This window comes from Variovorax sp. GW821-FHT10C12 (assembly GCF_059415405.1).
This window is the reverse complement of record NZ_JBWKNE010000001.1, coordinates 2,022,865-2,035,974: the sequence shown is the minus strand read 5'-3', so window position 1 is coordinate 2,035,974 and position 13,110 is coordinate 2,022,865. Positions and strand designations below refer to the sequence as shown.

Here is a 13,110-nt window from a genome sequence, read left to right as displayed (position 1 = left end):
CAAGGCCGCAGGCGGCGTCTGCCTATGCTGAATGCTTTCATCCACAGGAGACCCGACCATGAACAACACTCGCACACTCCGGCGCACCACCCTCGTCGCGGGCCTGGCCGCCGTCGCGCTGGCCGGCTGCGGAATGATGTCGAAATCGAACGTCGCGAATTTCAGCGGCGCGATGAACGCGGCCAGCGAGGTGCCGCCCAACATGACGCGCGGCAGCGGCATGGCCGAGGCCTGGCTCAACCGCGACACCAACGTGCTCAAGTACAAGATCACCTACAACGGCCTGAGCGGCCCGGCCACGGCAGCCCACTTCCACGGGCCTGCCGCTGCAGGCGCAAATGCCGGCGTGGTGCTGCCCTTCGCGAGTGCGGCCAGCCCGATCGAAGGGCAGGCCACGCTCACGCCGGCGCAAGCGGCCGATCTCGTGGCCGGCAAGTGGTACGCCAACATCCACACGGCCGCCAACCCGGGCGGCGAGATCCGCGGGCAGATGCTGCCGAAGATGTGAGATTCGTCCGGGCTGAAGCAGCGAAAAGGCCCCAGGTCAGGTGGCTGTCGCAAGGCTGGTGTCCAATGAACGCATGACGACGACACCCAAGAAAAAGCCTCGCGCCGCCACCGCTGCTTCCTCTTCTTCTCCCGCTTCTTCCACTGCACCGCCCCATCCGTTCATCGCCCGCCGCGAAGACATGCGTGCCGCCCGCAAGGCGCTGGTGCTGCAGGGCGGCGGTGCGCTCGGGGCCTACCAGGCGGGCGTGTACGCCGCGCTCAGCGAGACCGAGTTGCAGCCGCACTGGATCGCGGGCGTGTCGATCGGCGCCATCAACGCCGCGCTCATCGCCGGCAACGCGCCCGCGCAGCGGGTCGACCGGCTGCGCGAGTTCTGGCACCTGGTGTCTTCGGGGCCGGCGCAGCGCCTGCCGTCGTGGCTGGGCGACCGCGCCACGCAGAACCAGTGGCGCGCCACCATGGCCTCTCTGGTCGGCATTCCGGGCTTCTTCGAGCCGCGCTATTCGCCGGCCTTGCTGATGGGCGGTGCGGCGCCGCTCCTGAGCTACTACGACACCTCGCCGCTGAAGGCCACGCTGGAGCGGCTCATCGACTTCGACCGCATCAACGCTTGCGAGGCACGCTTCAGCGTGGGCGCGGTCAACGTGCGCACCGGCAACTCGGTGTACTTCGACAACACGCGCCAGCGCATCGGCCCCGAGCACATCATGGCCAGCGGCGCGCTGCCGCCCGGCTTTGCGCCGGTGCACATCGACGGCGACGACTACTGGGACGGCGGCATCGTGTCGAACACGCCGCTGCAGTACGTGCTCGACACGCATCCGCGCGCCGAGGCGCTGGTGGTGCTGCAGGTCGACCTGTTCAACGCGCGCGGTGAGATGCCGCACACGCTGTCGGGCGTGATGGAGCGCCAGAAGGACATCACCTATTCGAGCCGCACGCGCATGAACACCGATGCGCTCGCGGCCAACATGAACCTGCAGCAGGCCATTGCCGACCTCATCGCCAAGCTGCCGCCCGGCCTGCGCAGCGACCCGAGCGTGGTCGAGGTGCAGGCGCAGCTCACGCACGAGCCGATCGACATCTTTCACCTGATCTACCGCGACAAGTCGTACGAACTCGAGTCGAAGGACTACGAGTTCTCGCGCGCCGCGGTCGAAGAGCACTGGGAGTCGGGCGTGCGCGACATGCGCAAGACGCTCGCGCACCCCGAGACGCTGCGCGCCGATGCCACGGTGAACGGCGTGACGACCTTCGACCTCGGCGAGCCGGGCACCGGGCGCATCAAGCGGCCGGGGCTGTCGCGCTGAGCGTCGCAGCGGTCGCCGCTTGCCACGAGCGGCGGCCATTCAGCTTGGGCTAAGAAACCAGCGCCAGACTGGGTCGTCACTTCAACAGGAGGAAATGTTTTCATGAACATTGAAGATGTGCGACGAACGGCTTTCGCCATGCCGTTGACCAGTCCGGCGTTTCCGCCCGGGCCCTACCGTTTCACGCGTCGCGAATTTCTCATCGTCACCTACCGCACCGACATGGACGCCCTGCGCGCCGTGGTGCCCGAGCCGCTCGAAGTGACCGAGCCGCTGGTCAAGTACGAATTCATCCGCATGCCCGACTCCACCGGCTTCGGCGACTACACCGAGTCGGGGCAGGTCATCCCGGTGCAGCTGCGCACCGCCAAGGGCGTGGAGAAGGGTGCCTACGTGCATGCGATGTACCTGAACGACCACCCGCCCATTGCCGGCGGCCGCGAGCTGTGGGGCTTTCCCAAGAAGCTGGCCTCGCCGTCGCTCGACTACGAGACCGATGTGATCGTCGGCACGCTCGACTACGGCAAGGTGCGCGTGGCCAAGGCCACGATGGGCTTCAAGCACCGCGCGCTCGACCCCGCGCCGATCCTTGCGGGCATTGCGCAGCCGAACTTCCTGCTCAAGATCATTCCGCACGTCGACGGCACGGCACGCATCTGCGAGTTGGTGCGCTATCACATGGTCGATGTCACGCTGCATGGCGCGTGGACCGCGCCGGCCTCGCTCGAACTGCATCCGCATGCGCTCGCGCCGGTCGCCGACTTGCCGGTGCTGAAGGTCGAATCGGCGGTGCACTACATCGCCGACATGACGCTCGCGCTGGGCACGGTCGAACACGACTATCTCGCCTGACGTCCCCGCACGTTTTTTGCTGTCACTTTCCAACCCCAACCTCTCAAGGACTTCACCATGCAACTCAAGGACAAGGTCGCCTACATCACCGGCTCGGCCAGCGGCATCGGCAAGGAAATCGCCATCCTGTTCGCGCAGGAAGGCGCGAAGATCATCATTGCCGACCTCAACAAGGAAGCGGCCGACGCCACCGCCGCCGAACTGAAGGCCACGGGCGCGCAGGCCATCGGCGTGGCGGTCGACGTGACGAACGAAGACCAGGTCAATGCCTCGGTGGAGGAGGGCGCCAAGGCCTTCGGCGGCATCGACATCCTCATCAGCAACGCCGGCATCCAGATCGTGCATCCGGTCGAAGAGTTCAGCTTCGCCGACTGGAAGAAGATGCTCGCCATTCACCTGGACGGGGCGTTCCTCACCACCAAGGCCTGCCTGAAGCACATGTACGCGCAAGGCCGCGGCGGCAGCGTGATCTACATGGGCTCGGTGCACTCCAAAGAGGCGTCGCTGCTGAAGGCGCCTTACGTGACGGCCAAGCACGGGCTCATCGGTCTTGCGAAGACGGTCGCCAAGGAAGGCGCCAAGCACGGCGTGCGCGCCAACGTGATCTGCCCGGGCTTCGTTCGCACGCCACTGGTTGAGAAGCAGATTCCCGAGCAGGCGAAGACGCTGGGCATCACCGAAGAGCAGGTCATCAAGAACGTGATGCTCAAGGAGACGGTGGATGGCGAGTTCACCACCACGGACGACGTGGCGCGCGTGGCGCTGCTGTTCGCGGCCTTCCCGACCAACGCGTTGACCGGCCAATCGCTCGTCGTGAGCCACGGCTGGTACATGCAGTAACTGTTGCTCGCCCCCAGGCTGCGCGCACTTCGTGTCGCTTCGCCAACCCCCTACCGGGGGCAACACCGACGGCCCGGCAAAGCCGGTTCCGTGGTGTTCCTTGCATCAGAGCTTCAGCTCCCACGTCTCGCCCACCTGGGGCTGGCCGTAGCCTTCGTGCGGCTCCGAGTGCGTGAGCTGGAAGCCGCGCTTGGCATAGATGCTGCGCGCGGCCGTGAGGCAGCTGTTGGTCCACAGCGTCATCTTCTTGTAGCCCTTGCGGCGCGCGAAGGCGATGCACTCGTCCACGAGGCGCCCGCCCAGGCCCAGCCCGCGCGCGGCCGGCGTGAGGATCAGCATGCGCAGCTGCGCCACAGAGGCCGATTTGCGCACCACGAAGATCGCGCCGACGCGCTCGCCGTTGAGTTCGGCGATCCAGCAACGCTCCCACTCGGGCTGGAACTTGAGCAGGAACTCGCTCGCGATGCCTGCCACGAGCGCTTCGAAGCGGTGGTCCCAGCCGTATTCGCGCGCGTACAGCTCGCCGTGCTGCTGCACCACCCAGCCGATGTCGCCCGGCGCCGGGTCGCGCAGCACGGCGGCCTGGGGCCGGGCCGGCGATGCGGCCGGTTCGAGCAGCGCCTGCACCGTGGCCATGGCCTGCACCAGCTGGTTCTGCTGCGCCGGCGGCAGCGCGGCGAGCAGGGCAGCGGCTTCGTCGCGCGATTTCTGTTGCAGCGGCGCAAACGCGGCATGGCCGGCTTCGGTCAGGCGCAGCACGCTCTGGCGGGCGTCGCGCGGGTGCGGCTCGCGCGTGAGCCAGCCGTGGGTTTCGAAGCGGCGCAGGATGCGGCTGAGGTAGCCCGCGTCGAAGCCCAGGTCGCGCCCGATCTCGCTGGCCACGGGGGTTTCGCGGTGCGCCAGCTCGTAGAGCACGCGCACGTCGGTCAGCGACAGGTCGCTGCCCAGGTAGGGGTCGAGGGCGCCGATGCGGCGGGTGTAGAAGCGGTTGAACCGGCGGATGGCCTTGACGGCGGACGGGTCGACGGAGGGCGTTGGCGTGGGCATGGTTGCCATTGTCATTCAAATTGATTGACTTTGGCAATCAAATAAGAGCCCTCGCATCCCGGGGCAAGGGATCTTCAGGGCGACAGAAATGCTGGAAAACCCTAAAATCGAGGGTTGCCCACACAGGCGGCGCCCCGGCGCTGTCCGCTCCCACCGATGAACGCCCCCGTCGACGTCTCCTTTTTTGCGCGTGCCGCCAAGCCGCTGACCAGCTACCGCAAGTACTGGGCGGCCCGTTTCGGCACGGCCAAGTTCCTGCCGACCTCGCGCAAGGAGATGGACGCGCTCGGCTGGGACAGCTGCGACATCATCGTGGTCACGGGCGACGCCTACGTCGACCATCCCAGCTTCGGCATGTCGGTCATCGGCCGCATGCTCGAGGCGCAGGGCTTTCGCGTCGGCATCATCGCGCAGCCCGACTGGCAAAGCGCCGAGCCCTTCAAGGTGCTGGGTAAGCCGAACCTGTTCTTCGGCGTCACGGCCGGCAACATGGATTCGATGATCAACCGCTACACGGCCGACCGGAAGATCCGCAGCGACGATGCCTACACCCCCGGCGACGTCGGGGGCTCGCGCCCCGACCGTGCGGCCATCGTGTATTCGCAGCGCTGCAAGGAAGCCTGGAACGATGTGCCGATCATCCTGGGCGGCATCGAAGGCAGCCTGCGTCGCATCGCGCACTACGACTACTGGTCGGACAAGGTGCGCCGCTCCATCGTGGTCGACGCCAAGTGCGACCTGCTGCTGTACGGCAACGCCGAGCGCGCCATCGTCGAGATCGCGCACCGCCTGGCCGCCAAGGAGCCGGTGCAGCAGATCACCGACGTGCGCGGCACCGCCTATGTGCGCCGCGAAACGCCCGAGGCCTGGTTCGAGATCAACTCCACCAGCGTCGACGAACCCGGCCGCGTCGAGGCGCACGTCAACCCGTACCTGATGGTGTCCGACCAGGCCAAGGCCAACGGCGCCACCTGCGCGAAGGAAGACGAGGCGCAGGCCGTCGCCAAGGCCGCCGAAGCCGCGGGCTCTGCCGCCGGTTCGGTCGTCAACCCCGCCATCAAGCCGCTGAACTTCGTGCCCAACCCGGCGCTGCAAGGCCGCGGCAAGATCGCCGTGCCGCCGCGCGACCGCTCGGTGATCCGCCTGCCTTCGTACGAACAGGTGCGCAGCGACCCGGTGCTCTACGCCCACGCCAACCGCGTGCTGCACCTCGAAACCAACCCCGGCAACGCCCGCGCGCTCGTGCAGGCGCACGGCGAGGGCGCCACGGCGCGCGACGTGTGGATCAACCCGCCGCCCATTCCGCTCACCACGGCCGAGATGGACCACGTGTTCGACCTGCCGTATGCGCGCAGCCCGCATCCGCGCTACGCCGACGAGAACGGCAGCCACGACGGCGCGACCAAGATCCCCGCGTGGGAAATGATCCGCTTCAGCGTGAACATCATGCGCGGCTGCTTCGGCGGCTGCACCTTCTGCTCGATCACCGAGCACGAGGGCCGCATCATCCAGAGCCGCTCGGAAGACTCGATCATCAAGGAGGTCGAGGCCATCCGTGATTCGGTCAGCGGCTTCACCGGCACCATCTCCGACCTGGGCGGCCCCACGGCCAACATGTACCGCCTGGGCTGCAAGAGCCCCGCGATCGAGGCGGCCTGCCGCAAGCCCAGCTGCGTGTACCCGGGCATCTGCCCGAACCTGGGCACCAACCACGACCCGCTCATCAAGATCTACCGCCGCGCGCGGGCGCTCAAGGGCATCAAGAAGATCCTCATCGGTTCCGGCCTGCGCTACGACCTGGCCGTGCAGTCGCCCGAGTACGTGAAGGAGCTGGTGCAGCACCACGTCGGCGGTTACCTGAAGATCGCGCCCGAGCACACCGAGCAGGGCCCGCTCACGAAGATGATGAAGCCCGGCATCGGCAGCTACGACAAGTTCAAGCAGATGTTCGAGAAGTACTCGGCCGAGGCGGGCAAGAAGCAGTACCTCATCCCGTACTTCATCGCCGCGCACCCGGGCACCAGCGACGAGGACATGATGAACCTCGCGATCTGGCTCAAGAAGAACGGCTTCCGCGCCGACCAGGTGCAAACGTTCTACCCGAGCCCGATGGCCACGGCGACGACGATGTACCACACCAACAAGAACCCGCTGCGCAAGATCACGCGCGAGAGCGAGACGGTGGACATCGTGCGTGGCGACAAGCGCCGCCGCCTGCACAAGGCCTTCCTGCGCTACCACGACGCCAACAACTGGCCGCTGCTGCGCGAGGCGCTCAAGAGCATGGGCCGCGCCGACCTCATCGGCAACGGCAAGCACCACCTGATCCCGACGTGGCAGCCGCTGACCGATGGCGGCTACACGAGCGCGCGCCGCAAGAACTCGACCTCCGCACCGGTGGCCGCCAAGGCCGCAGCGCCGGTCCGGCTGGCGCCGGTGAAGCCCTCCAAGGGCCGCATCCTCACGCAGCACACGGGCCTGCCGCCGCGCGACAACGGCAGCGGCGGCAAGCCGCTCAACAAGCCTTCACGCAAGGTGCGTTGAGGCCTGGTCGAAGGCGCGGTCAGCCGAAGGCCGCGTGCTTCGACAGCCAGAACACCCACGCCAGCACCGCCGCGCAATGCAGCGCGACCGTGACGTAGAACCTCCACAGGAAACTCGCCTTGCTCGACTTGTGCCGCAGCAGCCGCTGCGCGCACCACGCGCCCGGCCAGCCGCCCGCGAGTGCGAGCAGGTGCAGTGTGCTTTCCTGCGTGCGCCAGCGCCCGGCCTGCGCCGCGCGCTTGTCGAAGGCGTAGGCCCCGAAGGTGAGCAGGCTCAGCCCTGCGACGACCGCCAGCGCGAACAGCGACAGGCGACCGAGCCAGACGGCGGCGCCCAGGCCCAGCGCGTAGACCCCGATCAGCCACGCACCCCACGGCGTGCCGGCCGTGCTGCGACCCGAGGGCCGGCGCGGCTGCGCGCGTGATGCTGCGCGGGGTACGGCACCCGCCGAGGCCGCAGCCGCTTCCACGGCCACCGCACGCGGCCCCTTGCCGCCGACATGAATTTCGTCGAAGTGCAACGCCATGCCGACCTGCGGCTTCAGCTGGCGATCGCGAAAGTCGCGCAGGTGCACGAACACATCGGCCGACACCTCCGGGCTGCGGATGAAACCGAAGCCGCGCTCGGCCTCCCAACGAACGAGTCGACCTTGGCGCTTCATGGCATACAGTGAGAAAGGGCAGGGCACATGCGGGCGATTCTCTCTTGTGGGCGCGGGGTGCCGCTCCTATCATCGGCCGCTCATGCACCTGCATCACTCTCCCCCTTCCTCGACCTGCCGCTGACGTTCGCGCGCGCCTCGCGCCGCGCCCGTCAGACCCGCAAGTGGTCGCCGCCGTCCGCCTTCTTCCGCTGAATGAAGAACGCCGGGCGGTGGCCGGATGGTCATGCCCGCCCCCGGCAATGCGTCGACGCGACGCCGAGGCGACGGGCCTCACGGAGAGTTTCAACATGAATGCAAGAACAACGGCCGCCCTGGCCTGGGGCGGCGTGCTGCTGGCCGGCGTGCTCTGGGGCGGCGGCGCCCTGGTGGCGCAATTCCTGATCGACGGCGGCATCGCGCCGCACAGCCTGTCGCTGGCGCGCTTCGCGCTGGGCATGCCGCTGCTGTGGTGGCTGCACTGGCAGGCGACGCGGCGGTCACCGGCCGTTGATGCCGGCTGGCGCCATCTGACGCGCCGCGAGCAGGGCCACGTCGTCGGCACCGGCGCCGCGATGGCGCTGAACGTGAGCTGCTGGTTCGCCGGCATCGCGCACCTGGGCGCCGCGTTGCCGACGGTGATCTCGATCTGCTGCGCACCGCTGATCGTGGCCTGCGTGTCGGTGCTGCGCGGCTACGAGCCCTTCGGCGCGCGCCTGCTCGGCGGCCTCCTGCTGGCGCTGGCGGGCGTGCTGCTGCTGGTGATGCCGGCCGAGGGCTGGGGCGCCTTGCCGACAGGCTACGGCGCAGGGTTGGCGTGGTCCTTCGGCTCGGCCGTCTGCTACGCGCTGGTGGTGCTGGGCAACGCGCGCATGCCGGCGCGGGTGCCGGCCGTGACCGCGTCCGCCTGGGGCATGAGCGCCGCGGCGCTGTGCATGCTCGGCGTCGCGGTGGCGAACGGCATCACCTGGCCCGAGGGCACGGCGCAATGGACGGGCGCGGCCTACACCGGCGTGGCGACCACGTCGGTCGCCTACCTGGCCTTCGCCTGGGGTGCACGCCGGCTGTCGCCGACAGCGGCGGTGGTCGGCACGCTGATCGAGCCGCTGGTGGCGGCCTGGCTGGCGGCGCTGTGGCTGGCCCAGCCGATGGCGCCGCGCCAATGGCTGGGCGCGGCGCTGCTGGCGGGGGCGATGCTGCTGCTGGTGCGGCGGAACCGGGGTATCGTGTAGCCCCATGACGAGCAGTTCGCCCCCCGTGCCGGTTTCGTGGAAGCGCATCCTGGCGATGGCCGGATGCTGCGCGGTGTCGCTGCTGGCGCAGGCGGCGGCCCCCGAGGCCTCCGCGCCCGCGGGTGCCCAGGCCCTGCGCGCCGAGCACCAGAAGCTCAGCGACAAGCTCGACCAGAGCCGCTTCGGGCGCCCCGTGCAGCTCGATTCCACCGAGACCCCCGGCGGCCTCGAGGGCGACATCTACGCCGTGGTCGAGCACCCGCTGTCGAAGGTCAGCGCGGCGCTCAAGGGCTCGGACCACTGGTGCGAACTGCTCACGCTGCACATCAACAACCGGCGCTGCCGCGTGAGCACCTCGCCGCAGGGCAAGGAGACGCTCACGCTGTTCGTGGTGCGCCGCTACGACAAGCCGGTCGACCAGGCCTTCGAGCTGCCGTTTGCCTACCGCGTGGCCAGCGCCACGCCCGAGCACCTGCAGGTCGAGCTGTCGGCCGACACCGGCCCATTCGGCACCAGCAACTACCGCGTGCGGCTCGAGGCGGTGGCGCTCGACGAGCGCAAGACCTTCCTGCATTTCAGCTACGGCTACGACCACAACACGATGGTGCGGCTGGCCACGCAGGCCTACCTGGCCACCTTCGGCAGCGGCAAGGTGGGCTTCACCGTGGTGGGCAAGGGCCCCGACGGCCAGCCCGAGTACATCCGGGGCCTGCGCGGGCTGGTGGAGCGCAATGCGATGCGCTATTTCCTCACGCTCGACGCCTACCTGGCCACCGGCGCCAACGACCCGGCCGAGCGCCGGCAGCGCTACTGGTTCGCGGCGGCCGAGCGCTACCCGCGCCAGCTGCACGAGGTCGACCTGGACACCTACCTCGCGGTCAAGCGCGAAGACCGCCAGCGCGACGGCAACGGGCGCTGAAAAGGCGCCGACCACCGCAACCTTTCGGTTGCAGTTTCACGGGCTTGTCATCTGCCTCGGCACTAATCGCCGGGGCTTGCGCCTTTGCGCGGGCGCATCACAAGGACAACAAGCAATGCGCAAGACAACAAGAGGATCGAGGATGGGATGGCTGGCGCTCGTGGGCGCTGGCGCGGTGCTGACCGCCTGCGGCGGCGGCAACGGCGGCGGGGGCGGCTGGTCGTTCCCCGTGGGCGGTGGTGGCACCACCAACCCACCGGCGGCACAGTCGAAGACCGGCACCTTCCTGGATGCCGCAGTCGAAGGCCTCGATTACGTGGCCGGCAGCGCCGCCAAGGCCGCCACCAACGCCAAGGGCGAGTTCACCTGCAAGGACGGCGAGACCGTCACCTTCAGCGCCGGCGCGCTGGCCCTGGGCAGCGCCGCGTGCGGCGACGCGATCACGCCGCTCACCCTGGCCGGCGGCAGCGACGTGAAGGCCGATGCCGTGGTCAACCGCCTGCTCGCGCTGCAGAGCTTCGACGAAGACCGCGACCCCGCCAACGGCATCCGCCTGACGCCCGCGCTCAAGGCTGCGCTGACGGCCGGCGCGCTCGATTTCAACGCCGCGCCCGACGCCTTCCACACCGCGCTCAACGCGGTGCTGGCCGCGCTGCCCGCGCCCTACAACGCCCGCACGGTCGACGCGAACCGTCGCATGCTGGCCCGCGAACACTTCGAGGACACGCTGGCCTCGCGCCTGGGGGCACCGGTCACCGAGGCGTCGAAGCAGACGAACCAGCTCGGCGCCATCGGCATCGCCGTCACGCGCTACCAGCTGCAGGCCGACGCCCGCTTCCACGTGCCCTACGAGGGCGACAACGCGGACATCAAGGCCGACTTCCCCCAGGGCTTCCTGCCGGCCTACGGCTCGGGCCTGGCGTTCAAGGGCAAGGCCGACGACGGCACGCTCGAGTTCTACGCCATCACCGACCGCGGCCCGAACGGCGACGGCCCGACCGCGCCCGTGCCCGGCGGCAACGGCGCCACCAACATCAGCAAGGTGTTCCCGGCGCCGTCGTTCGCGCCGAGCTTCGGCATCGTGCGCGTGGGCAAGACCGGCGCGGTGCTCAGCACCAGCGTGCCGTTGCGGCTCGACGCCGGCAAGAAGATCACCGGCCTGCCACCGCGCTCGGGCGTGGGCTCGACGGGCGAAACCCCGCTGACCGACCGGTACACGTTCGACGAGGCCAAGGCCGGCTACGACGCCAACGGCCTCGACCCCGAGACGCTGGTGCTCGACAAGGCGCGCAACGTGCTGTGGACCAGCGACGAGTACGGCCCCTTCATCGCGCGCCTGAACATCGCCAGCGGCGTGATCGAGAAGAAGTACGCGCCCGGCCCCGGCGCCACCGACCTGCCGGCCGTGCTGGCCCAGCGCCGCCCCAACCGCGGCATGGAAGGCCTGACGCTCGATGTGGCCAGCGGCGTGCTGCATGGCTTCCTGCAAAGCCCGATCGACCCGCGCGACGCCAACGGCAAGTCGATCAAGGCCAAGCCGCCGGGCGGCAGCAACACCGACGTGCGCCACATCGCGAAGTTCACGCGCTGGCTCGCGTTCGATCCGGCCACCGAGACCTCCAAGCTCTACGCCTACCCGATCGACGGCAGCCAGTACGACAAGGACCGCACCGGCAACGCCAAGCTCGGCGACATGGTGAGCCTGGGCAACGGCCGCTTCATCGTCATCGAGCAGGGCGCGCGCAAGAGCGACGGCAAGGTGTTCAACAAGCTGATGCTGGTGGAGCTGCCGGCCAACGCGACCGACATCAAGGCCTTCGACCACAACCTGGAAATCAGCAGCATCACGCAGGCCGCGTCGAACGGTGCCGACTATTCGACCGTGGTGACGATGCGCAAGACCGAGCTGCTCGACCTCAACGTGCTGGGCTGGCTGGCCGAGAAGGCCGAGGGCCTGACCATCGTCGACGACCAGACCCTGGCGCTGGTGAACGACAACGACTTCGGCCTGGGCACCGTGCTGCTCGGCGCCGATGGCACCCGCCTGGCCGGCAGCGTGGAAGACTGCACGGCCGCCGTCGATGGCCAGCTCAGCGGCTGCCCCGCGGGCGCAACCCGGGCGCGCATCACGCGCGGCTCCGACCTGGAGCGGCCGACGCGCATCTGGCTCATCAAGCTCGATCGCAAGCTGAGTGACCTGCGCCTGCCGGCGTCCTGAGCGCCGTCAGTCGGCCAGCGTGAGCAGCGGCACGTCGCGCTCACGGCCCATGGCTTCCAGCTCGGCGCGCGTGCGCGTCGCGAGCCAGGCGGCCAGTGCCGCATGCGTGGCCGGCGCCATCATGTCCGGCGGTGCCACGCCGGCCACGTCGCACAGGCGCGCCGCGAAATGCGGCTCCAGCGCCGCCACCGCCACGCGGCCGTCGGCGCAGGGGTAGACGCGGTAGCCCGCGTGCGCGCCGCCCACCGCGCCGTCGGGCTTTGTCAGCCCCCAGGTGCGGGGCAGGGCGAGCCAGTCGGCCGAGGCGTTCAGCGCCACCTCGAGGTACACGCCGCCGCGCTGGCGCGTCTGTTGCAGCACGGCCTTGAGCACCGCCTCGCTCGCGAGCAGCGCGCCGCCCATGTCGGCGTACAGCGTGGGCGGCAGTTCGGTGCCGGTGACGAGGCCGCTTTCGGCGAGGTAGGTCAGGTCGTGACCCGGCTCCTCGGCGCGTTCGCCCGGGGCGCCGACGATGGCGACCTGCGACAGCGCCGGATGCCGCGCCTGCAGCGAGGCCCAGTCGAGCTTCAGCTTCTGCAGCGCCGAGGGGCGAAACGAGGTCAGCAGCACGTCGGTGCGGGCCAGCTCGGCATGCAGCTGCGCCTGGCCGGCCTCGGTCTTCAGGTCGACGGTGCGGACCTCCACGCCCTCGTGCAGCGCCGTGTACGCGGGCCGGTTGTACAGCCCCATCGGATCGCCGCCGGGCGGCTCCAGCTTGAGGCAGGCCGCGCCCATCGTGCGGCAGCGCAGCAGCGCGGCGGGGCCCGGCAGGTTGAGCGCCAGGCTCAGCACGCGCACGCCGTCGAGCGGCAGGAAGGAAGCATCGGAGGAACGGGGCATGGGTCGTGTGTCCGGAAGGTCCAGGGGTGAAAGGGAAGGGGGCGCGGCCATTTTCACCCGCCGGCAAAGCCAGATTCCGCAAGCCATGGCGGCCTGTCGGTCGTAGCATGCGGCCGATG

The 13,110-nt window shown here is 69.2% G+C and carries 11 protein-coding genes; 8 read left to right on the top strand and 3 right to left on the bottom strand.

The window, feature by feature from the left end:
- Positions 1-58 precede the first annotated feature (58 nt).
- The 4 genes from AC07OH_RS09770 (at position 59) to AC07OH_RS09755 (ending at position 3,512) form a co-directional block, all read left to right on the top strand.
- A complete protein-coding gene (locus AC07OH_RS09770) occupies positions 59-508 on the top strand; it encodes a CHRD domain-containing protein (protein WP_495300469.1) in 450 nt (149 codons plus the stop codon).
- Between the two features lie 73 nt (positions 509-581).
- Entirely contained in the window at positions 582-1,820 is a 1,239-nt protein-coding gene (locus tag AC07OH_RS09765) for a patatin-like phospholipase family protein (RefSeq protein WP_495300468.1), read from the top strand.
- A gap of 102 nt (positions 1,821-1,922) precedes the next feature.
- Positions 1,923-2,672 carry an acetoacetate decarboxylase gene (locus AC07OH_RS09760; protein WP_495300467.1) on the top strand — a complete coding sequence of 250 codons (750 nt, stop codon included), beginning with the start codon at positions 1,923-1,925 and terminating at the stop codon, positions 2,670-2,672.
- 57 nt (positions 2,673-2,729) lie between these two features.
- Positions 2,730-3,512 carry a 3-hydroxybutyrate dehydrogenase gene (locus tag AC07OH_RS09755; protein ID WP_495300466.1) on the top strand — a complete coding sequence of 261 codons (783 nt, stop codon included), beginning with the start codon at positions 2,730-2,732 and terminating at the stop codon, positions 3,510-3,512.
- A gap of 105 nt (positions 3,513-3,617) precedes the next feature.
- Here the strand turns inward: AC07OH_RS09755 and AC07OH_RS09750 are convergent, their stop codons facing one another.
- Complete coding sequence (locus AC07OH_RS09750; RefSeq protein WP_495300465.1) at positions 3,618-4,559, bottom strand: bifunctional helix-turn-helix transcriptional regulator/GNAT family N-acetyltransferase; 942 nt, start codon at positions 4,557-4,559, stop codon at positions 3,618-3,620.
- A gap of 156 nt (positions 4,560-4,715) precedes the next feature.
- On the opposite strand from AC07OH_RS09750, the gene AC07OH_RS09745 reads away from it, so the two are divergent.
- Positions 4,716-7,103, top strand: a complete 2,388-nt coding sequence (locus tag AC07OH_RS09745) for a YgiQ family radical SAM protein (RefSeq protein ID WP_062481079.1) — start codon at positions 4,716-4,718, stop codon at positions 7,101-7,103.
- A gap of 19 nt (positions 7,104-7,122) precedes the next feature.
- Here AC07OH_RS09745 and AC07OH_RS09740 read toward each other — a convergent pair whose 3' ends face one another.
- Positions 7,123-7,764, bottom strand: a complete 642-nt coding sequence (locus tag AC07OH_RS09740) for a DUF1294 domain-containing protein (RefSeq protein WP_495300464.1) — start codon at positions 7,762-7,764, stop codon at positions 7,123-7,125.
- A 290-nt stretch (positions 7,765-8,054) separates the two neighbouring features.
- On the opposite strand from AC07OH_RS09740, the gene AC07OH_RS09735 reads away from it, so the two are divergent.
- The 3 genes from AC07OH_RS09735 to AC07OH_RS09725 all read left to right on the top strand — a co-directional run bounded on the left by AC07OH_RS09735 (position 8,055) and on the right by AC07OH_RS09725 (position 12,112).
- Positions 8,055-8,975 (top strand): DMT family transporter, encoded by a 921-nt coding sequence (locus AC07OH_RS09735; protein ID WP_495300463.1) that lies wholly within the window; start codon positions 8,055-8,057, stop codon positions 8,973-8,975.
- Between the two features lie 4 nt (positions 8,976-8,979).
- A complete protein-coding gene (locus AC07OH_RS09730) occupies positions 8,980-9,894 on the top strand; it encodes a hypothetical protein (protein ID WP_495300462.1) in 915 nt (304 codons plus the stop codon).
- A 142-nt stretch (positions 9,895-10,036) separates the two neighbouring features.
- Complete coding sequence (locus AC07OH_RS09725) at positions 10,037-12,112, top strand: esterase-like activity of phytase family protein (protein ID WP_495300461.1); 2,076 nt, start codon at positions 10,037-10,039, stop codon at positions 12,110-12,112.
- A gap of 6 nt (positions 12,113-12,118) precedes the next feature.
- Here the strand turns inward: AC07OH_RS09725 and AC07OH_RS09720 are convergent, their stop codons facing one another.
- Complete coding sequence (locus AC07OH_RS09720; RefSeq protein ID WP_307635601.1) at positions 12,119-12,991, bottom strand: CoA transferase; 873 nt, start codon at positions 12,989-12,991, stop codon at positions 12,119-12,121.
- Between the last annotated feature and the right edge of the window lie 119 nt (positions 12,992-13,110).

Excerpts from the sequence above, each read along its gene's own strand:
- AC07OH_RS09725 (WP_495300461.1), top strand. The coding sequence starts at position 10,037 with ATGGGATGGCTGGCGCTCGTGGGCGCTGGCGCGGTGCTGACCGCCTGC.
- AC07OH_RS09730 (WP_495300462.1), top strand. The coding sequence starts at position 8,980 with ATGACGAGCAGTTCGCCCCCCGTGCCGGTTTCGTGGAAGCGCATCCTG.
- AC07OH_RS09770 (WP_495300469.1), top strand. The coding sequence starts at position 59 with ATGAACAACACTCGCACACTCCGGCGCACCACCCTCGTCGCGGGCCTG.
- AC07OH_RS09735 (WP_495300463.1), top strand. The coding sequence starts at position 8,055 with ATGAATGCAAGAACAACGGCCGCCCTGGCCTGGGGCGGCGTGCTGCTG.
- AC07OH_RS09720 (WP_307635601.1), bottom strand. The coding sequence starts at position 12,991 with ATGCCCCGTTCCTCCGATGCTTCCTTCCTGCCGCTCGACGGCGTGCGC.
- AC07OH_RS09750 (WP_495300465.1), bottom strand. The coding sequence starts at position 4,559 with ATGCCCACGCCAACGCCCTCCGTCGACCCGTCCGCCGTCAAGGCCATC.
- AC07OH_RS09755 (WP_495300466.1), top strand. The coding sequence starts at position 2,730 with ATGCAACTCAAGGACAAGGTCGCCTACATCACCGGCTCGGCCAGCGGC.
- AC07OH_RS09745 (WP_062481079.1), top strand. The coding sequence starts at position 4,716 with ATGAACGCCCCCGTCGACGTCTCCTTTTTTGCGCGTGCCGCCAAGCCG.
- AC07OH_RS09765 (WP_495300468.1), top strand. The coding sequence starts at position 582 with ATGACGACGACACCCAAGAAAAAGCCTCGCGCCGCCACCGCTGCTTCC.
- AC07OH_RS09760 (WP_495300467.1), top strand. The coding sequence starts at position 1,923 with ATGAACATTGAAGATGTGCGACGAACGGCTTTCGCCATGCCGTTGACC.
- AC07OH_RS09740 (WP_495300464.1), bottom strand. The coding sequence starts at position 7,764 with ATGAAGCGCCAAGGTCGACTCGTTCGTTGGGAGGCCGAGCGCGGCTTC.